Origin of the sequence: Halomonas sp. DP5Y7-2 (assembly GCF_019802025.1) — a bacterium.
Taxonomy (GTDB): domain Bacteria; phylum Pseudomonadota; class Gammaproteobacteria; order Pseudomonadales; family Halomonadaceae; genus Halomonas; species Halomonas litopenaei_A.
The window spans coordinates 14,306-39,589 of the sequence record NZ_JAHVHY010000003.1 but is presented as its reverse complement, the minus strand read 5'-3'; the positions used below and the strand labels follow the sequence as shown (position 1 = coordinate 39,589).

Annotated in this window: 20 protein-coding genes; 8 read left to right on the top strand and 12 right to left on the bottom strand. The window is 63.2% G+C overall.

Features of this window, described 5'->3' with window-relative positions; genetic code table 11:
- Nucleotides 1-91: 91 nt before the first annotated feature.
- Together KUW18_RS03805 and KUW18_RS03800 are read right to left on the bottom strand one after the other, a co-directional pair.
- Entirely contained in the window at nt 92-1,909 is a 1,818-nt protein-coding gene (locus KUW18_RS03805) for an aminopeptidase P family protein (RefSeq protein WP_222560834.1), read from the bottom strand.
- 2 nt (nt 1,910-1,911) lie between these two features.
- Nucleotides 1,912-3,495: a peptide MFS transporter gene (locus tag KUW18_RS03800; RefSeq protein WP_222162471.1), complete on the bottom strand. Its 1,584-nt coding sequence runs from the start codon at nt 3,493-3,495 to the stop codon at nt 1,912-1,914.
- A 325-nt stretch (nt 3,496-3,820) separates the two neighbouring features.
- Here KUW18_RS03800 and KUW18_RS03795 point away from each other — a divergent pair, with 325 nt between their 5' ends.
- The 6 genes from KUW18_RS03795 to KUW18_RS03770 all read left to right on the top strand — a co-directional run bounded on the left by KUW18_RS03795 (nt 3,821) and on the right by KUW18_RS03770 (nt 11,631).
- A complete protein-coding gene (locus tag KUW18_RS03795) occupies nt 3,821-5,035 on the top strand; it encodes a CaiB/BaiF CoA transferase family protein (protein WP_222560833.1) in 1,215 nt (404 codons plus the stop codon).
- A 303-nt stretch (nt 5,036-5,338) separates the two neighbouring features.
- Nucleotides 5,339-6,325, top strand: a complete 987-nt coding sequence (locus tag KUW18_RS03790; protein WP_206943879.1) for a Bug family tripartite tricarboxylate transporter substrate binding protein — start codon at nt 5,339-5,341, stop codon at nt 6,323-6,325.
- On the top strand, nt 6,322-6,807 hold the full coding sequence (locus KUW18_RS03785) for a tripartite tricarboxylate transporter TctB family protein (RefSeq protein ID WP_222483940.1): 486 nt from the start codon (nt 6,322-6,324) through the stop codon (nt 6,805-6,807). The genes KUW18_RS03790 and KUW18_RS03785 overlap by 4 nt, the downstream gene beginning before the upstream one ends.
- 1 nt (nt 6,808) lies before the next feature.
- A complete protein-coding gene (locus KUW18_RS03780; protein WP_206943883.1) occupies nt 6,809-8,305 on the top strand; it encodes a tripartite tricarboxylate transporter permease in 1,497 nt (498 codons plus the stop codon).
- A 123-nt stretch (nt 8,306-8,428) separates the two neighbouring features.
- Nucleotides 8,429-9,766 carry a deoxyguanosinetriphosphate triphosphohydrolase gene (locus KUW18_RS03775; RefSeq protein WP_222238945.1) on the top strand — a complete coding sequence of 446 codons (1,338 nt, stop codon included), beginning with the start codon at nt 8,429-8,431 and terminating at the stop codon, nt 9,764-9,766.
- Between the two features lie 149 nt (nt 9,767-9,915).
- Nucleotides 9,916-11,631, top strand: coding sequence for a BCCT family transporter (locus tag KUW18_RS03770; RefSeq protein WP_222483939.1), 1,716 nt, complete (start codon nt 9,916-9,918; stop codon nt 11,629-11,631).
- 38 nt (nt 11,632-11,669) lie between these two features.
- On the opposite strand, the gene KUW18_RS03765 is transcribed toward KUW18_RS03770, so the two are convergent.
- A complete protein-coding gene (locus KUW18_RS03765) occupies nt 11,670-12,449 on the bottom strand; it encodes a RimK family alpha-L-glutamate ligase (protein ID WP_222162475.1) in 780 nt (259 codons plus the stop codon).
- Nucleotides 12,450-12,546: 97 nt separating this feature from the next.
- Between KUW18_RS03765 and KUW18_RS03760 the strand changes: the two genes are divergently transcribed.
- Nucleotides 12,547-13,395: a ribonuclease T2 family protein gene (locus tag KUW18_RS03760; RefSeq protein ID WP_222560832.1), complete on the top strand. Its 849-nt coding sequence runs from the start codon at nt 12,547-12,549 to the stop codon at nt 13,393-13,395.
- 11 nt (nt 13,396-13,406) lie between these two features.
- On the opposite strand, the gene KUW18_RS03755 is transcribed toward KUW18_RS03760, so the two are convergent.
- Entirely contained in the window at nt 13,407-14,324 is a 918-nt protein-coding gene (locus KUW18_RS03755; protein ID WP_206943893.1) for a nuclease-related domain-containing protein, read from the bottom strand.
- 142 nt (nt 14,325-14,466) lie between these two features.
- On the opposite strand from KUW18_RS03755, the gene KUW18_RS03750 reads away from it, so the two are divergent.
- Complete coding sequence (locus KUW18_RS03750; protein WP_222162477.1) at nt 14,467-15,336, top strand: NAD-dependent protein deacetylase; 870 nt, start codon at nt 14,467-14,469, stop codon at nt 15,334-15,336.
- Between the two features lie 163 nt (nt 15,337-15,499).
- Here the strand turns inward: KUW18_RS03750 and KUW18_RS03745 are convergent, their stop codons facing one another.
- The 8 genes from KUW18_RS03745 to KUW18_RS03710 all read right to left on the bottom strand — a co-directional run bounded on the left by KUW18_RS03745 (nt 15,500) and on the right by KUW18_RS03710 (nt 25,213).
- A complete protein-coding gene (locus KUW18_RS03745; protein WP_222238941.1) occupies nt 15,500-15,874 on the bottom strand; it encodes a translation initiation factor Sui1 in 375 nt (124 codons plus the stop codon).
- A gap of 8 nt (nt 15,875-15,882) precedes the next feature.
- Nucleotides 15,883-16,731 (bottom strand): pantoate--beta-alanine ligase, encoded by an 849-nt coding sequence (gene panC, locus KUW18_RS03740; RefSeq protein WP_222162479.1) that lies wholly within the window; start codon nt 16,729-16,731, stop codon nt 15,883-15,885.
- Between the two features lie 9 nt (nt 16,732-16,740).
- On the bottom strand, nt 16,741-17,532 hold the full coding sequence (gene panB / locus KUW18_RS03735; protein WP_206943900.1) for a 3-methyl-2-oxobutanoate hydroxymethyltransferase: 792 nt from the start codon (nt 17,530-17,532) through the stop codon (nt 16,741-16,743).
- A 171-nt stretch (nt 17,533-17,703) separates the two neighbouring features.
- Nucleotides 17,704-18,222, bottom strand: coding sequence for a 2-amino-4-hydroxy-6-hydroxymethyldihydropteridine diphosphokinase (gene folK / locus KUW18_RS03730; RefSeq protein ID WP_222560831.1), 519 nt, complete (start codon nt 18,220-18,222; stop codon nt 17,704-17,706).
- Nucleotides 18,223-18,227: 5 nt separating this feature from the next.
- Entirely contained in the window at nt 18,228-19,631 is a 1,404-nt protein-coding gene (pcnB, locus tag KUW18_RS03725; protein ID WP_206943904.1) for a polynucleotide adenylyltransferase PcnB, read from the bottom strand.
- A gap of 1,059 nt (nt 19,632-20,690) precedes the next feature.
- Nucleotides 20,691-22,076: a sigma-54-dependent transcriptional regulator gene (locus KUW18_RS03720; RefSeq protein WP_222560830.1), complete on the bottom strand. Its 1,386-nt coding sequence runs from the start codon at nt 22,074-22,076 to the stop codon at nt 20,691-20,693.
- Entirely contained in the window at nt 22,054-25,047 is a 2,994-nt protein-coding gene (locus tag KUW18_RS03715) for an ATP-binding protein (RefSeq protein ID WP_222560829.1), read from the bottom strand. The genes KUW18_RS03720 and KUW18_RS03715 overlap by 23 nt, the downstream gene beginning before the upstream one ends.
- Nucleotides 25,037-25,213: a hypothetical protein gene (locus tag KUW18_RS03710; RefSeq protein ID WP_222560828.1), complete on the bottom strand. Its 177-nt coding sequence runs from the start codon at nt 25,211-25,213 to the stop codon at nt 25,037-25,039. Before KUW18_RS03710 ends, KUW18_RS03715 begins: the two co-directional genes overlap by 11 nt.
- Between the last annotated feature and the right edge of the window lie 71 nt (nt 25,214-25,284).

Below are 25,284 nucleotides of genomic sequence, written 5' to 3'. Positions count from 1 at the left end.
ATGAAACGACAGAAGGGCTCCGCCATGGCGGAGCCCTTCTTGGTTTGCTCTGACGCTAAGCGTGTCGGCGAGATCGCCGGCGAGGTCGCGATCAGGCCAGCGTCAGAGGCTCGGTGCGCGCCTCAAGCCAAGCCAGCGCCGGGCCATCGAGCAGAGGTGCCAGCCGGCGGCGTACCTCGGCATGATAGGCGTTGAGCCAGTCGAGCTCGGCCTGGTCAAGCATCAGCGGAGCCAGGCAGCGGCTATCAATGGGACACAGGGTCAGCGTCTCGAACTCCAGGAAGTGACCGAACTCACTCGCGGGAGCGGGGCGGTTGGCGACCAGGTTCTCGATCCGCACGCCCCACTGGCCAGGCCGATATACGCCAGGCTCGTTGGACGTGATCATGCCCGCACGCATGGCGGTATGCTCGGCGACGGACGCGCCGGAACTGATCACCTGAGGGCCCTCATGCACATTGAGGAAGTAGCCTACTCCATGGCCGGTGCCGTGACCGTAGTCACGCCCGGTGGCCCACAGCGGCGCCCGTGCCAGGGCGTCTAGCCGCGAGGCGGCGATACCCTCTGGAAAACGCGCTCGGGACAGCGCAATCATGCCCTTGAGCACCAGGGTGCAGTCTTCGCGCTGCGCCCGGGACACCTCGCCCACCGGTACCATGCGGGTGATGTCGGTCGTGCCGCCACGGTACTGGCCGCCGGAGTCGATCAGCAGTAGTCCGTCACCCTCTATCGTCGAGTAGGCCTCGGCGGTGGCGCGGTAGTGGGGCAGGGCACCGTTGGCATTGAAGGCGGCAATGGTGTTGAAGCTTTCGCAGACGAAGTCAGCGTGCTGGGCACGCTGTTCGCGCAGACGGGTCTCCACATCGAGCTCGCTGACCGGTTCCTGGCGGGACAGGCATTCCTCCAGCCAGGCAAAGAAACGGCACAGTGCTGCCCCATCTGCTTCCATGGCCTGGCGCACGAACGCCAGTTCATGATCCGTCTTGATGCCCTTGGCCAGGGTGCTGGGCTGAAACGCCTCGACCACGTTCATCTCCGCCGGCAACGCCTGACGGGTGCCGAGGGTCACGCGAGCCGGATCGATCAATGCCGTCTCGTCCCGAGGCAGAGCCGCGAGGCGCGGTGCCCAGTCAGCATAGTCGGCGACCTCGATACCGTCTTCGGCGAGTGCCTGAGTCTGTTCGGCGTCCAGCTTGCCGGGTGCGACAAACAGGGTGGCTGTCGCCCGGCCAACCAGCAGGTGGGCCAGAAACACGGGGTTGAAGCCCACGTCCGAGCCACGCAGGGTGGTCAGCCAGGCGATGTCGTCGAGGGTCGAGATCAAGTGCCAGTCGGCGGCGTGGTCGGCCATGGCCTCGCGCAGATGGGTCAGCCGTTCACCACGTGTCTGATCGAGATAGCGCGGGTCGTGGGGTTCGATGGGCTCCAGCGGCAGGCGTGGACGGTCGGCCCAGATCTCGTCGAGCAGGTCCTTATCGCCACGCAGGTTCACCCCCTGCTGGCCAAGCAGTTCGTCCAGCTGGCGGCCGTGTGCCAGCGATACTACCTGGGCGTCATAGCCGAGCGTATCGCCCTCGGCGAGCCGCTCACTGAGCCACTGCATCGGCGCGGCAGCCTGCCCCTGGGTCAGCTTCTGCATGGCAATGCCGCTGCCAGCGAGCTGGGCCTCGGCCTGTACAAAGTAGCGGCTATCGACCCACAGCCCCGCCTCGTCCTGGGTCACCACCAGGGTGCCGACAGAGCCATCGAAGCCGGAAAGCCACTCGCGCCCGGCCCAATGCTCGGGCAGGTATTCGCTGTTGTGGGGGTCGCTGGAGGGTAGCCACCAGGCGTCTACCTGATGGCGACGCATCGCGTCACGCAGTTCGCTGAGACGTTGGCGAGCGGTCTCGGCGCTGGTTGAGGACATGCTCAGACTCCTGTTTTGACGATAGCTTCAGCGTCCGCGCGATGAGCGGACGCCGGATCGATGAGGCGGTGGTGCTTCAGCATGCGCTTGAACACGGGTACGAGCAACAGCAGCACGGCGGCGAAGATGACCAGGGCGATGGCCGAGCGTCCGAACAGCTCGGGTAGCTGCTGGATTTCTTCAGCATTGACGTGGCCGCCGATCAGTCCTGCCACCAGATTGCCCAGCGCGGCGCCGGTGAACCACAGTCCCATCAGCTGGCCTTGGGTGCGTTGGGGAGAGAGCCCTGACATGGTCGACAGCCCCACCGGTGACAGGCACAGCTCGCCCAGGGTCAACAGCAGCATGCTGCCGACGATCCACAGGGGAGAGACCAGCCCAGGTCCACTGAGTACCTGCTGTGCAGCCAGCACCATCAGGCCGAAGCCCATGGCCGCCAGCAGCAATCCCAGGACGAACTTCATGGGGCTGCCGGGTTCAAGGTGACGGCGGCCGAGGGCCGGCCACAGCCAGCCGAACACCGGGCCCAGCAGCACGATGAAGACCGGGTTGAGGGACTGGAACCACAGGGTGGGGATGTCCCAGCCCAGCACATTGCGGTCGGTGTAGTTAGCGGCGAACAGGTTGTAAGAGGTGGGCTGCTGCTCGAAGGCCGCCCAGAAGAAGGCTGCGGCCACGATCAGCACGAAGCAGATGGTCACACGGATGCGCTCGTCACGGTTAAGGCCGGAGAACAGCATCAGGTATGCAAAGAACCCTACCGCAGCCACGATCAGGACGCTGGTCATGGCTTCTGCCACGGCGCGGGCATCGATGCTGATCACCCCAGTGGCGACCAGCGCGACCAGGGCGGCGAGGGCGGCCAGACACAGGCTGACGATGGCGCCCACATGCCGGCGTCGCTGGGCCGGAGCGTCCCAGGTGGAGGCCCGGCCACGCTCGGCATCGGCACGCTGCATGGCCGGCACCGCCCACAGGCGAAACAGCAGCAGGGCAATCAGCATGCCGACGCCCCCCATGGCAAAGCCCCAGTGCCAGCCCATGGAGTCCATCAGCAATCCGGTGAACAGCGGGGCAAACAGGCTGCCGATGTTGATGCCCATGTAGAAGATGGCAAAGCCTCCATCCCGGCGCACATCGCTCTCGTCATAGAGGCTGCCGACCATCACCGAGATGCAGGTCTTGAACAGGCCGGTCCCCAGCACGATGAAGATCAGCCCGACAAAGAAGGCAACCGCGCCGAACAGGGCGGACAGGGCGATGGACAGGTGGCCGAAGGCGATCAGGATGGAGCCGTACCATACGGCACGGCGCTGGCCGAGCCAGTTGTCCGCCAGCCAGCCGCCGGGCAGCGCGGCAAGATAGATGGCGCCACCATAGATGCCCACGATGGCGGCGGCGGTCTTGGCGTCGAAGCCTAGACCACCGTCAAACAGGGAGGCGGCGATGAACAGTACCAGCATCGGCCGGATGCCGTAGAACGAAAATCGCTCCCACATCTCGGTGAAAAACAGCGGGCCAAGGGCGCGTGGATGCCCAAAGAACCCCTTGTCGGCGTGGGAGCCGGGTGAGTGGGTGGATTGCATGAGACCAGACCTTTTCGGGGTGGGAAGGCGTGCTTACGCCTCTACTTCAAGCGCCTCGAGTCGAGAGGGCATTCGGGAAGATTGCGAGCAATAGACACAATAATGTGCCGATAGTCGTAAGAAATTGCTGTAGATCAGCATAAAGGCAGCGAATTTTAGGGAAATCGTCCTTCGAGGGAAATACCCCAGGCGGTCTGACTGGCCGCGTACCCCCTGTCATCTCAGCGAAAAGGCGTATGTCCAACATGCGGGGTCAGCCACTATATTGTCGAAATGTCGATGTTTCTCGGCAGAGCCCCTTCGCTGAACGGACAGGATGAGCGTCATGGAAGCACCCGTGCAGGACAGTACGCGATTGTCAGGGAGCCTGGCTGGCATCAGGGTCATCGACCTGACACGCGTGATCTCCGGCCCTTTTGCCAGCCAGATGCTGGGGGATCACGGGGCAGAGGTGATCAAGGTGGAAACACCGGGCGAAGGTGATGTGGTGCGCCAGCAGGGCAACATGGTCAACGGCTTCAGCGCCTACTTTGCCCAGTTCAACCGCAACAAGCGCTCCATGACCCTCAACCTGCGCACCGCTGAGGGGCGTCAGGTGCTTGACCGCCTGCTCGCGGATGCCGATGTCCTGGTGGAGAACTTCCGACCAGGGGTGCTGGCGAAGATGGGGCTTGATGATGACACCCTGAGGACACGTTTTCCTCGGCTGGTGGTCGGCCGTATCAATGGATTTGGTTCCACCGGACCCTACCGTGACCGGCCCGCCTATGACTTTGTGGCCCAGGCCATGAGTGGCTTCATGGGCGTCAATGGTGCCGAGGGCGGCGAGCCAATGCGAGCGGCGCCCCCCATCAGTGACATGGTCGCCAGTCTCAACTTGGCCTTCGGTGTCAGCGCCGCACTGGTAAGGCGTGAGCGAACCGGGCAAGGGGAGATTCTGGAAACGGCGCTGACCAATGGCCTGGTGGCAATGCTGGGGTATCTGGCGGCGGAGTTCTTTGCCACGGGCAAGGTCCCGACGCGGACCGGCAATGATCACCCGATGCTTTACCCCTACGGACTGTTCGAGGCTGCCGATGGCGAGGTGGCCATCGCCCCCAGCAGTGAAGTGATGGTGCGCAGGCTGCTGGAAGCCCTGGGACAGCATGCGCTGCTCGAGCAGCCCCGCTTTGCCGACAATCGCCAGCGCATGGCCAATCGCGACGCCCTTCGCGAGATACTCAATGGTGTCACGCGACAGCGCAGCGTGGCGGAGTGGATTGATCATCTCAATGCTGCAGGAGTGCCCTGCGGTCGCGTTCAAGATCTTCGCGAGACCTTCTCCGACCCTCAGATTCTGGACCAGCAGATGCGCCTGGAATTGAATCAGGGCGAGGCGGGAACGATCGCAACGACCGGCTTCCCGATCAAGATGCGTGAGGCTCCGGCCGCGCTGCAGCGCCCGGCCCCTAAACTTGGCGAGCATACTGCCGAGGTGCTGGCGGAGCTGGGTTTTGACGCAACACAGTGCGAAGACCTGCGTCGTCGGGGCGTTGTCTAGCCTGGCCACGGAGCGGCCTCTGCTCGGAGCCGTCGACAGGCGAGCGCGAAGACAGCCAGGCGAGACGGCGCAACGTAGAGGTATTGGCTAATCCGATAGAACACGCGCAAGTCAACACGCTGCCGTGTAGAAGATGCCGATCCGCTCGGTAGCGGTCATCCGCAACAGCTGTCCAGGTGATGGGAGGACAGCGGCGACCCAGGTACCTGTCGCTTCACCGCAAGCAACGCTGACACCGGTGGCGGTGGCCACCACAACACGACATACCCCAATAATCAACAAATGCTGCAAGGAGCCCTGCTCATGCCATTCTCGCTCAAGCCTCGTATTGGACTGCCGCTGCTCGCGCTGGGTCTTGGTCTGTCCTCGACCGTCAACGCCGTGCCCATCGATGAGTGCATTGCCCCGGCAGACCCCGGCGGTGGCTGGGACTTTACCTGTCGTAGTGTCGGCAAGTTGCTGACCGACCTCGAACTGACGGACGGCACGGTACAAGTCACCAACATGCCGGGCGGTGTCGGTGCCGTGGCCTTTTCGAATGTGGCGGCCAAGCGCGCCGATGACAGTGATTTGATGGTGGCGACCAGCACGGTGGGCATGACTCAGATTGCCCAGGGCCGCTATCCCGGCGGTGCCGAGACCATGCGCTGGCTGGCGATGCTGGGTACCGATGTCGGGGTCATCCTGGTCGATGACGAAAGCGAATACGAAAGCCTCGAACAACTGCTCGAGGCCATCGTGGCGGACCCCTCTTCTGTGGCGGTAGCCGGCTCCAGCGGTGCGGGTGGATGGGACCACATCCGGGCCTTGATGCTGGCCAAGGCAGCGGGGCTGCCTGGGGACCAGGTAGGCGCCCTGCGTTGGGTGCAGTTCGATGGTGGCGGTCCCGCGGTGACCCAGATGATGGGCAACCATGTGGATGTGGTGTCGACAGACCTGGGCGAAGTGGCAGGTTTCATCGAATCGGGTGACGTGCGTGTGCTGGGGGTGCTGTCAGAAGATCCGCTGCCGGCGCCCTTCGACCAGCTGCCCACCGCCGTCAGCCAGGGTTACGACGTGACCGGCTACAACTGGCGCGGTTTCTACACCGGTGGCGACGTCTCTGACGACGACTATGCCAGCATGGTAGAGGACCTCGAAACCCTGTACGCCAGCGACCAATGGAAAGAGGTCGCTGCCCAGAATGGCCTGGTTCCGCTGTGGCGCGGTGGCGATGAGTTCTCCTCCTTCGTGGTCGAGTCCATCGAGCGGGTCGAGGCGATCTCTCGGGAGATCGGGGTTATTCAATGAGTCACACCGATGACCTCGAGCTGAATCATGATCGCCGGCCGGCACCGGTCGGTGATCGTATCGCGGGGGCGGTGTTGCTGCTGCTGGCGCTGGGCGCCTGGTGGCATTCGCACAGCTTCGTCACTGGCTTCATGCAGCCGGTAGGGCCGGGGGCTTTCCCCCGGCTGGTCAGTCTGCCGCTAGGCCTATTGTCGGCGTATCTGCTGTTTCGGCCGGGCTTTAACGAGCGCTGGCCGGATCGTGCCGGGCTTGCACGTCAGCTGGCAGTGTTGCTGTTGCTGGCTGCCTATGCGGGCGTGCTGGAAGCGCTGGGCTTCCTGCCTGCCACGCTGGTCGGTGCCGTCCTGCTGACGCGGCTGTTTGGTGCCCGTTGGCAGCAGGCCATGGTGGCCGGGACCGGACTGGCGGTGGGGCTCTATGTGCTGTTCGAGTTTGGCCTCGGCATGCCGTTGCCGAACGTACCCTGGTGGGGAGCTGCCTGACATGGATACCTTAGCGTTTCTTGCCCAGGGCTTCGCGGTCGCGACTCAGCCGGAATTTCTGCTGCTGGCGCTGATCGGTTGTGCGGTGGGCACCCTGATCGGCGCCTTGCCGGGACTCGGGCCGGTCAACGGGGTGGCCCTGATGATCCCGCTGGCGTTCAACTTCGGACTGGAGCCCACGGCGGCCCTGATCCTGTTGGTCAGCGTCTACTACGGCTGCATGTACGGGGGGCGTATCAGCTCCATCGTGCTCAATATTCCCGGTGACGAGCCGGCCATGATGACGACCCTCGACGGCTACCCCATGGCGCTGAAAGGCCGCGGTGGTGAGGCCCTGGGGCTGTCGGCGGTGGCGTCCTTCGTGGGGGCAACCATCGCCACCATCGGCTTGACCCTGTTCGCCCCGCTGCTGGTCGATCTGGCCATCAAGTTTGGGCCAGCGGAATACTTCGCGCTGTTCCTGCTGGCGTTTGCCACCATCGGCGGCGTGACCAGCGGTAGCTTCACCAAGAGTTTCATTGCTGCGTGCCTGGGACTGTTGCTGGGCACCGTGGGCATCGATCCGGTGTCCAGCGTCGCCAGATATACCTTTGGTACCTTCGAACTGTATGACGGCATCGATTTCATCGTAGCGCTGGTCGGCCTGTTTGCGATCTCCGAGTGTCTGGTGTTTCTGGAAAAACGCCACGATGCCGACAAGCCTCACGTCCAGCTGGGTTCGGCCTGGCCGGGCATGACGTCGTCGCTGTCCTGCAAGGGCAGCATTGGACGCGGCTCGCTGATCGGCTTCGTGTCGGGGGTGTTGCCCGGAGCCGGTGCCTCCTTGGGTAGCTTTCTCTCCTATATGCTGGAAAAGCGCTGGCTGGGGGCGAAAGGCGATTTCGGCAACGGCGACCCTCGCGGCGTCGCTGCACCGGAAGCCGGCAACAATGCCGCTGCCGGTGGTGCGTTGATTCCGATGCTGTCGCTGGGGATTCCTGGAAGCGGCACCACGGCGATTCTGCTGGCGCTGCTGCTGTCGATGAACATCACCCCGGGGCCGCTGCTGTTCGCGCAGCAGCCGGAGATGGTGTGGGGGCTGGTGGCGGCGCTGTTTATCGGCAACATCATGCTGCTGATCCTCAATGTGCCGCTGGTCGGACTGTTTGCTCGTGTGCTGCAGGCGCCCAGCTGGCTGCTGATGCCGATGGTGGTGCTGATCGCCTTCGTGGGCGTCTATTCGCTCAACAATAGTCCCTTCGATCTGTACATGATGCTGGCGTTCGGGGTGCTCGGCTATGTCCTGCGCAAGCTGGAGATACCGACCGTGCCGGTGGTGCTGGGCTTGCTGCTGGGCGGTCAGATGGAGTTCAACCTGCGGCGTGCCATGTCGATCAGCGGTGGCGACTGGAGCATCCTGGTGAACAGCGGGATTTCCATCGGCATCTATGTCTTCGCGGTGACGTTGATCATCGCCGGGGCTGTCTACGCCATGTTACTCCGGCGCCGCCTCAAGTAAGCCAGGAAGGCGCCAGGGCTGATGAGCGGCGGTATGCCCTGGGAAATTGGCTGAGCTCTCGGTGAGCGTGGCCTTGATGAGGGTGCTGGTGTCAGAATGGCGGTTCACAAGGAGGGAGCCGCCATGAAAACCATGAACTGGGAACGCCTGCTGGATCCGGTCCGATTGCACGATCCACGTGGCAGCACCCACGATGAAGTGGGGCGCAGTCCCTTTCACAAGGACCATGACCGGATTGTCTTTGCGGGTTCCTTCCGTCGCCTGGGGCGCAAGACCCAGGTGCACCCGTTGACCGACAATGATCATATCCACACCCGCCTGACGCATTCGCTGGAGGTTGGCTGTGTAGGCCGCTCGCTGGGCATGAGCGTGGGCGAGCTGCTGCGTGATCGCCTGCCTGCTTGGATCACCCCAGCGGATCTCGGCGTCATCATCCAGGCGGCGTGTCTGGGCCATGACATCGGCAACCCGCCCTTCGGTCACGCCGGCGAGTATGCCATCCGTGACTGGTTCAAGTGTGCCGAGAACAATGGTAGCGGCTTGCTCGACGGGCTGACGCCGCTGGAGCGTGAAGACCTGCTGACCTACGAAGGCAATGCTCAGGGCTTTCGCATCGTGACCCAGATCGAATACAACCAGTTTCGTGGCGGCATGCGCCTCACCGCGGCGACCCTGGGCACGCTGTTGAAGTATCCATGGACAGTGACCCACGGTGGCCAGGCCGGCAAGTTCGGCTGCTATCAGAGCGAGCTTCCCGCGCTGGCACAGGTGGCGGAGCACCTGGGCCTGATCCCCCAGGGCGAGCATCGCTGGTGCCGTCATCCCCTGGCCTGGCTGGTAGAGGCGGCAGACGACATCTGCTACGCCTTGCTGGATCTCGAGGACGGGGTGGAGATGGACATCCTGGACTTTGACGAGGTGGCGGAAATTCTCACCCAGATTGCCGGGGGAGAGCCAGCGGACTATGCCGAGATGTGTCGCAATGGCGTGTCTCAGCGACGCCGTATCGCGGCGCTGCGGGGGGCGGCCATGGAGCGGGCCGTCACCGATGTTGGCAAGGTCTTCGTCGAACACGAGCAGGAACTGCTGTCAGGCACGCTGCAGCAAGACCTGTTGGAGCTATGCCACCCGGACCTTGATTGGGGGGTGAAGCTGGCCAAGCAGCTGGCGCGCAAGCGGATCTTCCAGAACACGCGCAAGGCCAAGCTGGAAATCGGCGCCTACACGACGTTGGGCATCCTGCTGGAGGCCTTTATCGGTGCGGCGCATGAGCTGCATCACACCGGGCATTCGAGCTTCAAGCATCAGCGGGTATTGGCGTTGATCGGCGAGAATACGCCGCTGCCGTCCTGGTCCTTGTATGACAGCTACCGTCGTATGCTGGACTTTATCGGCGGCATGACCGATCACTACGCGGTAGACCTGGCCCAGGAGATGGGCGGCAAGCTGCGCGGGGATTAGGCAGGCCTGCTCAGCGGCTTGCTGTCGGTGCAGGGCACCGCGGCGTTGACGCAAGCGCAGGTAGCGTGGGCCACCGGAGGTGCCGGCACGGTGGCGCCACGCGGTTTTCTCGTATACTGAGGGGGAAAAACATAACAAGGGATTGATTTGTGAAAACGCAGACGCCCCCCCAGAGCGATCATGGCTTTGACGTGATCGACAAACCGACCTTCTTCGGTTCGCTGTTCCTTCTTCTTGCCGTCACTGTGCCCCTGGTGATCTTTCCCGAACAGGGCGCCACCTGGGTGCTGGCAGCCAAGAACTTCATCACCAATGAACTTGGCGTGCTCTATCTGGCGCTCGGGCTGGGCGCGAGCGGCTTCATGCTGTTTATCGTGTTCAGCGATATTGGGCAGATCAAGCTCGGGGACCCTGAAGAACAACCCGAGTTCTCGACGGTATCCTGGGCAGCGATGCTGTTCTGTGCAGGGATCGGAGCCTCGATCCTGTACTGGTCGATGATCGAGTGGATCTACTACTACCAGGCGCCACCGTTTCACGCCGAGCCTCTGTCGCCGGATGCCGCTCGATGGGCGGCGGCCTACGGCATTTTTCACTGGGGCCCGGTGGCGTGGTCAATCTATCTGATTCCGGCCATCCCGATCGCCTACTTCTACTATGTGCGCAATCACAGCGTGCTCAAGATCAGCGAGGCCCTGATGCCCGTGCTGGGTGAGAGTCGCGCCCATCGCTGGCCAGGCAAACTGATCGATGTGCTGTTCGTGTTTGGCATGCTCGGCGGCGGGGCCACCACGCTGGGCTTGGCGGCCCCGCTGATCAATGAAGGGCTGTATGAGCTGTTTGGTGTGCCCAAGACCCTGGCCGCGCGAATCTTCGTGCTGATGCTGTGCACCGCGATCTTTGGCTACAGTGCCTTTGTGGGGCTCAAGAAGGGGATCAAGGTGCTCTCCGACATCAACTTCTGGTTGGCCACCGGGCTGCTGGTCTTCGTCTTCGTCGTGGGGCCCACCGAGTTCATGGCCAGCACCGGATTGGACGCCTTGGGGCGGGTTCTCAGCAACCTGGTGCACATGGGCACCTGGACCGAGCCCTTTGCGCGATTCGAGAATTTCCAGTCCACTCACTTCCCCCAGGACTGGACCATCTTCTACTGGGCCTGGTGGCTGGTGTTTGCGCCCAGCGTGGGGCTGTTCATTGCGCGCATCTCGCGTGGGCGGACCATTCGCTCCATGGTGGCGGGATCGATCTTCTTCGGCTCCCTCGGCTGTGCCCTGTTCTTTATCGTGCTGGGCAACTACGGCCTCTACCTGCACCTGTCCGGCACCCTGGACCTGGTCACCATCCTCAACGAAGAGAGCGCCACGGCGGCCATCTTTGCCACCCTGTCGACCCTGCCGCTGAGCTATCTGGTGATTTTCGCCTTCACCTTGCTGGCCCTGATCTTCACGGCCACCACCTTCGACTCGATTTCCTACATCCTGGCAGCAGTGGTGCAGAAGGAGGTCGATGAAGAGCCGATGCGATGGAATCGACTGTTCTGGGCCTTCGCGCTGTCGTTCATGCCGGCGGTACTGATGTTCATCGGAGGCCTGGAGACCCTGCAGACAGCATCCGTCGTGGGTGGGGTGCCGTTGCTGCTGGTGGCGCTGCTGCTGTGTATCTCGACGGTGCGAGCGGCGCACTACGACCTGCGCTATCAGCCTGACTATACCGACAAGGAAATCTATATCGAGGAGTTCCCGGAGGATGACCCCTGGACCGAGGAAGGCACCTGGGAGCTTCCGGAAGGTGAACATCATGGCGTCAGCCATGATGATCGTCCCCATGTGGAGGGTGACCCCGGCAGTCATCCTTCTCGCCTGTAGTGGACGCGGCGCGGCGGCCCTTGTTGCGAGGGTCGTCGTCAGGCTGCCTGCGGCAGTGAGGGGGCGCCCAGATGCTCGAGAATGGCGGTTGGGACGGTGGTTTCAGGCGCGTCGATGCCCTGATTTCCGAACAGTCGGTTGAATTCGAGTACCATGGGGCGCCCCTCGACCATGGCAATGTCGAAGCCCGCGTGGTCGATGCCCAGCCGTGACGACAGGCGCTTTACCAGCGCTAGCGCCGCATCGGGCACTGGGTCGTGGCGGATTTCTCCACCTCGCGCCACATTGGTGCGAAAGTCATCCAGCGGACTCTGGCGCCAGTAGGCGGCTAGGATACGCTTCCCTACTACCACGATACGCAGGTCTCGGTCGATCGGCAGATAGCGTTGGGCGTAGAGCAGGTTCTCACTGGACAGATAGTCGATCAGCGCTTGCCGAGAGCGAATCAGGCTCACACCCTGCCCCATGGCACTGCGCACCCGCTTGGCCACAAAGGGGTAGCCAAAGCGTGCCTCCACGTCGTGTATCGCCTGGGAATTGACGCCCAGGATGGCAGTGTCTGGCGTCGCTTCCGGACAGCAGGCGCGGAAAGCGCGCGTCTGCTCTATCTTGTCATGGCCCAGGTGATAGGTTGCCAGGCTAGGGAAGACTCGTTGGCCAAGGCCATAGGCCAGGGCGTTGATCTGCCAGTACTCGGGGAACAGCAGGGCGTCAGCTTCCGCCAATTCCTGGCGGTGCTCGTCCATGTGGTCAGGCTTGATATAGCGCGCCTGCGAGATCCCCAGGCTCCGTAACGGATCAAAGGTGATCAGCTTCATGAAACAGTTATCCAGAAAGACAACAGAGTGGAAATATCGAGGGCGCGCACCTTGCCAACTGTGGCGCGCCTTTGCAAGTCGCCTGCGGGGAGCTCGGATGACCTACGCGACGGTGGTGGCCGACAAGCCAGGTCAGCGTTGGGTTCTGTCCCTGTCCCTGTCCCTGGCCCTGGCGCTGGCCTTGGCCCTGGCAATGTTGGGGAGCACGGTCGAGGCCCACGACGCGGAGGAGCAGCGCGCAGCGCTGCTGGATCTGGAGCAACCGCATTTTGACCATTATGTCCTGGCCTTGACCTGGCATCCCGGCTTTTGCGGCAGCCGTCGTCAGCCGCCGCGGGAATGTCGTGACCCCGCGTTGCTGGCGGGTACCGATGAGGGCTTTGTCTTGCACGGGCTATGGCCATCTCGCCCAGATCGCTGGATCGCCCAGGGACTGAGTACGCAGGAATGGCAGCGGCAAGGGTGTTTCATCGAGCGTCCGAGACCGGCGGGAGACTTCTGTCAGGCGGGCCCCGCGATTGCACTGTCCGACAGTGCCCTGGAGCAGGAGCTGACGGCCGCCATGCCTGGTAGTGCCAGCTGTCTGGATCGCTACGAATACGCCAAGCACGGGGCCTGCATGGGGATGACGGATGACCAGTACTTTGATGGCTCGCTGGCCCTGGTGGAGATCGTCAACGACAGTGCGCTGGGAGCATTCGTGCGAGCACAGCGAGGCCGTACCGTGGCACGCCGCGATCTGATCGCTGCCTTCGAGGAAAGCTTTGGTCGGGGGAGCGGCCGTGCACTGGCGCTGGTGTGTGGTGGGCCAGGCAATCGCCTGCTGACGGAAATACGCGTCGGCATCGAGGCCGAGCACGTCGACGACTTCCCTGCCCGGCACAGCCTCGCGTCGGTGGCCTTCGGGCGTTGCCCGGCCCGCATCGAGCTGCGCCGCAACAGCTAGCGTTGCTCCGGTTAGACAGAGGGGCCTTCCAGATGGCTCAGCTCTCGCGTCAGGGCACGTTTCTGGAGGGCATCGATCACCCGGTCGTGGAGGACGGGGTCCATGGCCGTGTTAGCGGGGCGGGCGTCGGTCAGATGGGCTGCCAGGCCTTCGCCGCTGACGACCTGGAGATCATCTGCGCTCACTTCACGCTCGATCTTCCAGCCTGGCAGCGCCAGGATCCCCTGTACCGGCACGGGCTGTCCCAGCTCACGGCACAGCCAGGATGCCACCCAGCGCGTGGCTTGCCGAGCCTTGCGCTGCGGACGGCGCTCTAGCCAGCCGGGGAAGCGCAGGCGCTCGTGCTCTACCACGACGGTATCCTGAACGTCGCCCGATGGACTGATACCCGGCGTACGTGCGCGCGTCTCGACCACGAAGACGCCGTAGGGAGTGATCGCGATATGGTCGATCAGAAAGGTGTCGGCCGGCACATCATGGAAGACGAAAAAGGGGTGAGCTTCAGGCCGGATAAGGCGTTCCAGCTCCTGCCCGACCGCCAGCTCACACGCCAGACCGAGCTTGATCCGGCGAATGCGTTGATAGTCACGCATCAGACGGAAACTGAATACGATGGCAAGCAGGGTGCACAGCACGCCGTAGAAGGCCCATTCCAGCCAGTTCTGGTGGCGTGAAAACAGCATGCGGCCCATGCCGTAGACGAGCGGAGTCAGCACCAGCACCGGTCCCAGTGCCGCATTCAAGAATAGACTGGCGAAGGCTCTGTCGAGGCGATCGCGCAGCAGCTGCCCTGGCTCTCGCAGGGGGTGTGCATCAAACGGGGAATGCACGCGCGGATCGTGCAAGCTGCGCAGCGCCACCACCACCGTCGCGGCGGCCGCCAGTGGAAACAGAAAGAACAGTGGCAGCAGGTAATCCAGCCAGGCCATCGGCACTCCTTGCCCGTAGCAGAATGTTGTCCATTGTAGACAATGAAGGGGCATCCGGGCCATGCGACCCTTGGACATGTAAACTGGTGGCGCCGGATAGCCAGGCAGATCCGGCCTTTGTTGTCTCTGATGAGGAGCCATCATGCCGGACGCTATCCGCCCGACATTGCTGCCAGCAGCTTTATCACCCAGCGCCCTGGTCGACTTCTGTCACCGTCATCGGCGCATTGCCGTGCTCAGTGGTGCGGGTATCAGCACGCCCAGCGGGATCCCCGACTATCGCGATGCCAAGGGGGACTGGAAACGCTCCCCGCCGATCGATCATCGTGACTTCATGGCCCACCATGGCGCAAGGCAGCGGTACTGGGCGCGGGCGTTGATCGGTTTTCGCGTGCTCAACGACGCCAAGCCTAACCTCGCCCATCGTGCCCTGGCCGAACTGGAGCGGCTCGGCAAGGTGTCCGGCATCATTACCCAAAACGTCGATGGACTGCATCAGCGCAGTGGCTCCCGGCGTGTGATCGACCTGCATGGCCGCGCCGATCAGGTAGTCTGCATGCAGTGTGGTGCCCGCCAGATGCGGCATGCACTGCATACTGAGCTGGCGCGCCGCAACCCTGACTGGACCTTCGACCACTCCGGGATCGCGGCCGCCCCTGACGGAGATGCGGATCTGGAAGCCGACTTTTCACGCTTCGATGTGCCTGCCTGTGGGCGCTGCGGTGACGGTATCTGGAAGCCAGACGTCGTGTTCTTCGGTGACAATGTGCCTGCGGCTGTTGTGGCTGACGCCCGTGCCCTGCTCGATGATAGCGACGCCTTGCTGGTGGTGGGGTCGTCGCTGATGGTGTTTTCTGGTTTTCGCTTCGTGCGCGAGAGCGTCAAGGCCGGAAAGCCCGTCGCCTGCATCAACCTGGGCAAGACCCGTGCCGATGACCTGTTTACCCTGAAGCTTGATGGGGCCGTCGATCAGGTATTGCCGGCATTGGCAAGCCAGCTGGGTTCTGGCTAGCCGCGGTCTGGTTTTCAGGACTGTGGTCACCAGGGCTTAGGCTATCAGGGCTTAGGCTATCAGGGCTGTCGCCAGCAGCGCGGTGTATCGTCAGAGGGGCGCCTAGGCTGCCACCTCTTTCTGCCTCTGCTCGCGGCTACCTCTCGTCGCGTACCAGGGATGATTAGCCACCGGCCAGCTTGACCTTGAAGCCTTTTTTCTCGAGGGCTTCCTTCAGCACCTGACGATGATCGCCCTGGATCTCGATGATGCCATCCTTCAGGGCGCCTCCGGTACCGCAGCGCTTCTTCAGCTCCTTGGCCAGTGCCTTCAGTTCCTTTTCGGCCAGCGGCACACCGCTGATGGTGGTGACGCCCTTGCCCTTGCGACCGCTGGTTTCCCGGCGGATGCGCACGATCCCGTCCAGCTCTTCAAGGCGTGCCTGGTCAGCGATCTCATCACAGCGGCAAGCCTCCTTGGGCGCTCGACACTGCGGACAGATATCACCGTGCTCGGTGGAATAGACGAGCGATCCAAGTTGGTCCTTGAGCGATGGCATACGGACTCCTAGCGCGGCAGTGTCACAAACAGGTTGTCGATCAAGCGTGTGGCGCCGAGCCGAGCGGCCACCAGGAGAACGGCCTCGCGGGTATCGGCAGCCACGTGACCCAGATCACGACGGCGTAGCTCCAGATAGTCGGGCCTGAAACCCAGTGACTCAAGGCGTGTCTTGCCGTTTTGCAGGGTGCGAGCGACGTCTTCGCCCTGCTGCAGCGCCTGTTTCAGCTGCACCAGAGTGCCCTGCAGCTCAGCCGCGGTGGCGTGCTCGGCAGCGCTGAGATAACCATTTCGCGAAGACATCGCGAGGCCCGACGCCTCGCGTACGGTGGGGACGGCGACAATCTCGATGGGCAGGTGGAGATCGCTAACCATGCGCTGGATCACCGCGAGCTGCTGATAATCCTTTTCGCCGAAGCAGGCGACATCGGGCTGGACGATGTGAAACAGCATGCTGACCACGGTCGATACGCCGTCGAAGTGCCCGGGGCGGGAACCTCCGCACAGACCTTCGCTGACCCCGGGTACGCGAACCAGCGTCTGGCCTTCGAGTCCCTCGGGATACATGATCGCCGGCGTCGGGGTGAACACCATATCGCAGCCCGCGGCTTCCAGCTTGGCCAGATCGGCTTCCATGGTGCGCGGGTAGTTGTCCAGGTCCTCACTCGGGCCGAACTGCAGCGGGTTGACGAAGATCGAGGCGACGACCAGGTCACAGCGCTCTCGCGCTGCCTCGACCAGGGCCAGGTGGCCTTGATGCAGGTTGCCCATGGTCGGTACCAGGCCGATTCTGGCTCCGGCCAAGCGATGAGGTCGCAGCGCCTCGCGCAGGTCCGCGATGGCGGGGTGGACGTGCATGCTACTCTCCTAGAAACAGTGCTCTGCAGCGGGGAATTCGCGGCTGAGCACCGCTTCGTGGTAGCGCCGGAAGGCACCCTCGATATCTTCAGCCTCGGCCAGGAAGTTCTTCACGAAGCGCGGCGTGCGCCCGTGAGTGACCCCGAGGATATCGTGCATCACCAGGATCTGGCCGTCGGTGTCTGGGCCCGCGCCTATACCGATAACCGGGACCTCCAGGGCCTCGCTGACCGCGCGGCCCAGGCTGGCAGGCACGCATTCGAGCAGAATGACGGAAGCGCCGGCGTCGACCAACAGACGCGCGTCTTCCAGAATACGGGTGGCGGCTTCTGCTTCGCGGCCTTGAACCTTGTACCCGCCCAGTTGGTGCACGGTTTGCGGAGTGAGGCCGAGATGGGCGCATACCGGCACGCCACGTCGGGTCAGCTCGCGGATATCGTCCGCCATCCAACCCTCGCCCTCGACCTTGACCAGCTCTGCACCGGCGCGCATCAGCGCGGCGGCATTGTCGAGCAGGCGCTCGCGGCTAGGATTGCCCATGAACGGCAGGTCGACCATCAGCAGGCTGTCACCCTTGCCGCGTGCGACGCAGCGAGTGTGGTAGAGGATGTCGTCCATGGTGACGGGCAGGGTACTGTCGTGTCCCTGCAGTACCATGCCCAGGGAATCCCCGACCAGCAGAACGTCGATACCGGCGCGGCCGGCGCTGGCGGCGAAGGACGCATCGTAGGCGGTCAGGCAGCTGAAGGGTTCACCGGCGCGCTTGCGAGCCTTCAGCGAGCTCAGGGTGACAGAAGTCATGGCGTGTTCTCGTGTTGGCAACAGGGCGTGCATCGTGGCCGCCCCTGAGTGATTACCGCGGATTGTTACCGATGGGTGAATCTGTGTCGATAGGTAACATTGACCAAGCGGGGGAGAGTCTTCAACTGTGTCTTTGTGAACCGGCTTCACCTGTGTCTTGGTGAACCGGCGTCAACCGTCTACCGGGGAAGCCGTCAGCAGTTGCAGGTCGCCGCGGTGCAGTGCCTCCTCCATCTGCTGAGCAAGGCTGTCGAGGGTCCGCCCATCTGCCAGGGTCAGTGCGGGATCGAGTTCGGCCAGAGGCAGGACGACAAAGGCACGGTGGGCGAGCTCTGGATGGGGCAATGTCAGCCGCGGGAGGGCAAGCGTGATGTTCGCCATCCACAAGAGATCCAGGTCCAGCGTGCGAGGACCCCAGTGGCGCTCTCTTCTGCGTCGATGGCGCTGTTCCAGCGCTTGCAGTTGATCCAGCAGTGCCAGCGGCGACAGCGCGGTCTCAAGCGTAGCAACGGCGTTGACGAAATCCGGCTGATCCTGGGGACCGACAGGCCGGCTGGCGTACAGGCGCGAGGCCGCCACGCGCCGGGTAAGCGGCAGGCCGTCGAGTTCAGCCAGTGCTGTCTCAACCTGCCTGCGCGGGTTTTCCAGGTTGCTGCCGAGGCCGATATGAGCGATGAAGCGTGCTGCCATCGGGCTCACTCATCCGAAGAAGGCGGGGTGCTGCGCGGCTTGCGACGGCGACGTCTGCGCTTGCGCGGTGCTGCGGTGCCAGCAGGGTCGGCTCCCACCTTGCCAAGCAGTCGGCGTTGTTCGTGCTCGTCGGCCTCCTGAAAGGCCGTCCACCAGTCACCCAGGCCCGGTGCGATCTCACCCGCGGCCTCGCGCAGCAGCAGGAAGTCGTAGGCCGCACGGAAGCGTGGGTGGTCGCGGGTCTGAAAGGCACGCTTGCCGCGACGCATGGGCAGCCGTTGCTGCAGATCCCAGATGTCTCGCATGGGCATGCTGAAGCGCTTGGGCAGGGACACATGCTGAAGCTCGCGGCTGATGACTTGCTGGGCAGCGGCCTGCAAGGCGGGCACGGGCGGCATGCCTTCGGCTTCAAGGTCCCGCTGGCGGCAGTATACCGGCCCCCACATAAAGGCAGCGAGCAGGAAGGCGGGCGTGACGGGACGATCATCGCGAATGCGGCGGTCGGTACTTTCCAGTGCCTGTTCGATCAGCGCCTCAGCCCAAGGCAGCTCTTCCATGCACTCATCGGCCTCGGGGAACAGCATGGCGAACAGGCCGTAATCTCGAAGTAGCCGGAAGGTAGCGAGCCCCTCTCCTGAGAGGAACAGCTTCAAGATCTCGTCGAACAGGCGCGCGGGCGGAATCTGCAGCAACAGCGGTGCCATCTCGGCGATGGGCGCTTCGGTGTCCGGCGCGATATCGAAGTCGAGCTTTGCCGCGAAGCGAATGGCGCGCAGCATGCGCACCGGATCTTCACGGTAGCGTGTTTCGGGGTCGCCAATCAGGCGCAGCGTGCGCGAGGCGATGTCATCGACGCCGCCGGCAAAGTCATGCAGCGTGAAGTCGGCAATGTTGTAGTACAGCGCGTTCACGGTGAAGTCGCGGCGCAGGGCGTCTTCCTCGATATTGCCCCACACATTGTCGCGCAACAGCAGACCATCATCGGATTGTGAGGCGAGGTGGTCGCCATGGTCATCACGCGGCTTGCCACGGAACGTGGTGACTTCGATGACCTCACGGCCAAAGCGCACATGCACGATGCGAAAGCGGCGTCCGATGATGCGTGAGTTGCGAAACAGCTGCTTCACCTGCTCGGGAGTGGCATCGGTGGCGACGTCGAAGTCCTTGGGGTCGATGCCCAACAAGGAGTCACGCAGACAGCCACCTACCAGGTAGGCTTCATAGCCTGCGTTGTGCAACCGGTACAGTACCTTGAGGGAGGCTTCGCTGAACTGGCGACGGGACACGGGGTGTTCGTCACGAGTGAGTACGCGTGGCATCGGCGGTCCTGCGACGGCTTCCTGAGCTCCAAACAGGGACTTCAAGTGTTCTCCTGGGCTCTGCAGAAAGCGGGTAAATCCTTTGATCATGCGGCGATATGGACTCGCGGGGGTCTGAAAGGTGTTGAGTGTAGCGGACGCTTTCTACCTTGCAAAGCGCGGTCGCCTCAACGTCATGAGTCAGCCATAAGGGGCTGGCGCCGAAGTGGGCTGCCCAGCAGGCATGACGGTGGTGATTGCCGGATAGCAGAAGGGGAGGCCAAGGGCCTCCCCATCAAAGCAGGATGCAGCGTCCGTGCTGCTGATTCTTCTTCGTGATGGCGCATCGCCTTGAATACGCACCACAGTCACCAAGGAGGTTCAGGCAAGCAATGATATTGTTGTTATTGGCGCTCCTGACGGCGACCGCCTCGTATTCAAAACAATAATCCAACCACGACGGCATATGATGCCTCCCCTCGGCTTATTGTCATTGTTGCCGAGAGTGCGCTCTGACGACCTTGTTGCTTTTGTTGGTCGGTCGTCTGTGGCGCGTCGCGTCCTGGTACTCCGGGCTTCGTCGTATTGTTGTTGTTCGACGAATGTGCGCTGCGCTGGTCCCGTGTTGTTCTTGTTGTGGGGCCGCGTCGCCTAGTGCCCAATCCGCCTGCTTCATCATGAAGCGTTGTTGTTGTTGGGGCGGCGGATCTGATCGTGTTCTGACAGATTATTGTTGTTGGCTGTCCACGATCGCCGGAATTTGTTGTTCTTGCCCAGACTTACTGCAGTTGTCGTGCCTACTTTGATTTTTTTCTTTTTAAACAGCGACTTGTCTCTTTGTAGTTGGTTCGAGGCAAGCCGCCGGGTTGTTTGTGTTACCTCGGGCTACCCATTTTGGCGCACTCTTTTGGGTTGGATGGTAACAACCGGTGCATCAAGAGGTAGCTGGCGTGCAGGGCCTACAATGCCTGTATTGATCGCTACAGACACTTGCACCATGGTCGAATGAACCAAAGCAGGGGGCACGACATGAGATCAGCGACATGCTGGCAGTGGGGAGTCTGGCGTCGATGAAAGCCCATTAGGCGCGGCATCGCGCGCCGGGTAGAGAGCGCCACGGCGTTGCCTCCAGCGCTGAAGGAAGACGTCACCTGGAGCGTACGCTGGTCATCACTGGCGTCGAGCAGGGCGCTTTCGAGGTATACCGAGCCGTTGACGCCTTTCCCACAGGCATTTGCGAGAGATGCCCAGCTTGTTGGCGAGCTCGGTCTCGTTCATCTGGTCCTGGTGCTCCAGCACAAAGTGCTGAAAGTAGTTTTCCAGCGACAGGTCGTCGGCGTCACTGCGCGCGACGTCATGCTCCGCCAGGTTGGCCGCCGTCGGCAGGGGATCGGCAAGCGAGCGGGGTGTGACGGGCATGGCAAGGCCCAGATCATCTGGGTGGATGAGCTGGCCCTCGGCCAAGATGACACCTCTTTCCAGGGCGTTTTCCAGTTCCCTGACATTGCCTGGCCAGGGGTAGTCCGCGATATCCCGGCGTGCGGCACGCGATAATCTCAGCTCCTCCCTCGCATGACGCTTGCAGGTCTTCGCCAGCAGAGCATCGGCGATCTCGAGGATATCGTCCTCGCGCTCCCTCAGCGGAGGAAGGTCGATCTGCATCACATTGAGGCGGTAGAACAGGTCGAGCCGGAAGTCACCGCTTCGCGACAGCGCCCGCAGGTCGCGATGGGTCGCTGCGACAAGCCGCACGTCCACGTGCCGGGTCTCCACCGAACCGATGCGGCGAATCTCTCCTTCTTGCAGCACCCTGAGCAGGCGCGCCTGGGCATCCAGGGGCAGCTCGCCAATCTCGTCCAGAAACAGGGTGCCGCCATGGGCGGCTTCAACCAGGCCGGTGCGGGCTGCGCTGGCGCCGGTAAAGGCCCCTTTTTCGTGGCCAAACAGCTCCGACTCGATCAGCGTTTCAGGAATCGCTGCGCAGTTGACGCAGATGAGCGGCGCGTTGGCACGCCGGCTTTGCTGATGCAGTGCCCGGGCGACCAATTCCTTGCCGGTCCCGGATTCGCCCAGGATCAGTACCGTGACATCCGCTGGTGCGGTCTTGCGGATACGGGTGTAGACCGTCTGCATGGCAGGGCAGTTGCCGATCATGGTGCGCCGCTGGCCCGCCTCGTCGGCAACCGCGGGCGGGCTGCTGCGCTGGCTGGACTGGCGGTGGAGGATGCGGGCAACGGTTTCCAGCAGCTCATCATGATCGAACGGCTTGGCCACGTAGTCGACAGCGCCTTGTTTTAGGGACTCCACGGCGGAGCGCATGCTGGCGTAGCTGGTCATGATCAGCACCGGGCATGGCGAGGCCAGGGCAATCAGCTCGGTGCCGGGGGCTCCAGGCAGGCGCAGGTCGCTGATGATCAGGTCATAGGCCTGCAAGTCGCGCTGCTGGGCCTGTTCGACCGAGTCGGACTCCTCTACGTGGTGGTCATGTCGCTCCAGCAGGCGATGCAGCGCGGAGCGGATGATGGCTTCGTCTTCAACGATCAGGATTCGGCTCATGGGGTGCGGCGTCCTGGGCGGATCGATGGACAACGGGTGAACACAACCATACCTGAATTCGGGTCCCTCTGGCCTGCCCCGGCAGAGGCGATATGACCTCTACCTTGCCGTCATGTTCGGCGACGATGCTGACGACCAGCGCAAGCCCCAGGCCGGTTCCCTGGCCGGGAGGCTTGGTGGTGGCGAACGGTTCGAACAGTCGTTCGCGGATCTTCGGGTCGATCCCTGGTCCGGCGTCGGTCACGCTCAGCCATGGACCTTCTTCACCCTGGCCTGCATCGATGAAGATGCTGTCGGTGGTGGGGCAGGCATCGCAGGCATTGGTGAGCAGGTTGACCAATACCTGTAACAGGCGTTGCTGGTCGCCATACACCTCGACGTGCGGGGCGCAACGATTGGCGTGCGCCAGGGTGGCGTCGGGGCGGGACAGGCGAAGCAGGTGCAGCGCCTGGTCGGCCAGCTCTCTGGCTGACACCGTAGTGAATGCGTTGCCGCCGACATGTCTGCCGCCGTGGGCAAACCCCACCAGCGAGCCGACGATTCGCGAGACGCGTTCGGTCAGCACCTGGATCTGCTGGGCCGTCTCCAGCACGTGAGGGTCCGAGGTGTCGTAGCGCAAATTCTGAGCCAGTGAGGAAATTCCGGTGATCGGATTGCCGATCTCGTGGGCGACCCCCGCGGACATCTGCCCGATGGACGCCAGGCGGGCGGCATGGATCAGCTCGTTTTCCAGCCATTTCATCTCGCTGTGGTCTTCTACCAGAATGACGGTGCCACCGGCGCTATCCGCGGGAGCCTCGGTATCCAGACGGGCCCGAAGCAGGCTGATGTAGCGTTCGCCCTGGGGCAGCGTCATGGCGTGGTGATAGACCCGTTCGCGCTGTCCTGCCAGCACGTCCCCAAGCAGCGTGTTCCAGGGTGTCGGCAGGGCTGCCCGGTGCGCCCCGATCACCTCTTCTCCTGCAATGCCGGTGAGCTCGCTGAGGGCGTCGTTCCACATCAGGATCTCGTCATCGTCGCCGAAGGCGCACAGACCAACCGGAAGTCGGGCCAGCATGTGGCGGTGATGACGACGCAGCTCGTCCAGCTCACGGGCCATGCCGGTAAGGCGCGAACGGTAGGCCTCCAGCCGGTGTTCGACGAAGTGGATATCCTCCCGGGCCGGGGGGCCATCATGGCGGTAGGGAAGGTAGTGATCGACGATATCCTGGGCAATCGATGGCCCCATCAGGCCCGAGAGATTGGCCTGGATCCGCTCGCGCAGTCGTCTCAGGGCGTAGGGCCTGGCGTCATTGGCCGACAGACGCAGGCTGGCCAGGGCCTGGTTGACCTCGCGCTCGGCGACGTCTTCACCCAGGGCGCTAGCCAGGCGCTTCTTGGCGTCATCACCATCGGCGATGGACAGCGGCAGCCGCTTGTGGCGAATGACCGCATCGACCGAGCAGGCTTCGGCAGCGGCACGCTCCTGTGGGGACGTGGACGAGGCCAGGGACACCAGAATCAGGCTCAGGGCATTGAGCCCCAGCGAGGTCAGCGATACCTGATACCAATCGGGTAGAGGGGCAAGGCTGTCGCTACCCAGCAGACTCAGCAGGAGGTCAAGCGGTGCCAGCAAGGGGGGCAGGGGGGTAATCAAGGGCAGCCATAGCCCCAGGCACCATACCAGGGTACCCAGCCCGAGCCCCGTCATCACACCCTTGCGGTTGGCTCCCGGCCAGTACAGCAGCGCCAGCAGACCAGGCAGGCATTGGGCCATACCAATCACCGAGACCAGGCCCAGGCGTGTCAGTTCGGTGGAGGCATCGACCGCCTGAGAGAAGCCCCACCCTGCGAGAATCACGGTGGCAATCAGGGCGCGTCTTAACCATCGCAGGCGACGGTAGAGATCGGGCTGTTCCACCGGGGGGTGGGCGATCAAGGCCAGATGGTTGAGCATCATTCCGGCCAGGGCCAGTGCGGTGAGAATCAGCGTGCCGCAGGTAGCGGCCAGCAATGCAATGAACGCTATCGCCTGCACGCTCGGTGATGTGGACAGTGCGAAGATGGCGTAGGTGGCGGTCTGAGCGCTATCGGCGACTCCCAGCCGCTGTGCGCCCCACAGGATCAGTGGCACCGGCAGGGCCAGCAGCAGTAGCAGCAGTGGCACTCCCCAGCCTGCCGCCAGCAGAGTGCGGCGACTCAGCGGCCGAGCGAAGCTGATATGGAACATGTGGGGCATCAACAGGGCGGAGCCAAAGAACAGCAGCAGCAGGGTTCGCCACTGGGCAGCATCCAGCTGGTGCGCCTGCTGCAGGTCGGCAGCCGGGCCTGATAGCCACTGTTCCAGCTCCCCTGGACCGGAAAAAATGGCATACAGCGCATAGGCCCCGAGCGCGAGGAAGGCGGCCAGCTTGATCAGCGATTCGACCGCCATGGCAGCGGTGAGACCATCGTATCTGCGGTGCGCGTGGGTGTGACGGGCACCGAAAAGAATCGCGAACAGCGTGATAATCGCGCAAAAGCACAGTGAGAGTAGCCAGGCGGGGGCCGCTGCGGTGACATGCTGGATGGCTTGTCCCATGGCCTGCGCCTGCATGGCCACCAACGGCATGGCGGCGGTCAGGCTTAATAGCGTGACGCTGGTACCGACCCAGCGTGAGCGAAAGCGAAAGGCAAACAGGTCGGCCAGGGACGACAACTGATGGGTGCGTGCCAGGCGCTGCAGCGGGACCAGCAGCACAGGGGCGAGCAGAAAGCTGCCGGCGGCCCCAAGCGAATATGCCAGATAGCCGTAGCCCCACTGCCAGGCGACACCGATGCTTCCCGCCAAGGCCCAGGCATTGGCGTAGACCCCCAGGGCGAGAATGCCGACGAGGGGGCTTCGACTCCAGCCGGCGGGAACCCAGTGGCGTTCTACTGCGGTGGCGACGGCAAACAGCACCACCAGATAGCCGAGACCCAGTAGCGTGACGGCGGCAGCTTCAGCGTTCATCCAGGGCCCGTTTCTGCTCTAGCCACAGGGTCAAGGCGATCAGCACACCCCAGATGATAAACGGGCGGTACCAGGCACTGCCCTGTTGGCCCCAGCCGGTCATTAACAAAGGGGACAGCAAATAGCCACAAAACACCAGCAACAGCATGACGCGATAGACGTACACGTTAGTCTCTCCGTCCCGGCAGTGGGCGATGCGCTGCACGGATCAGGCCCATAGCGCCGAGCCCTGAACCC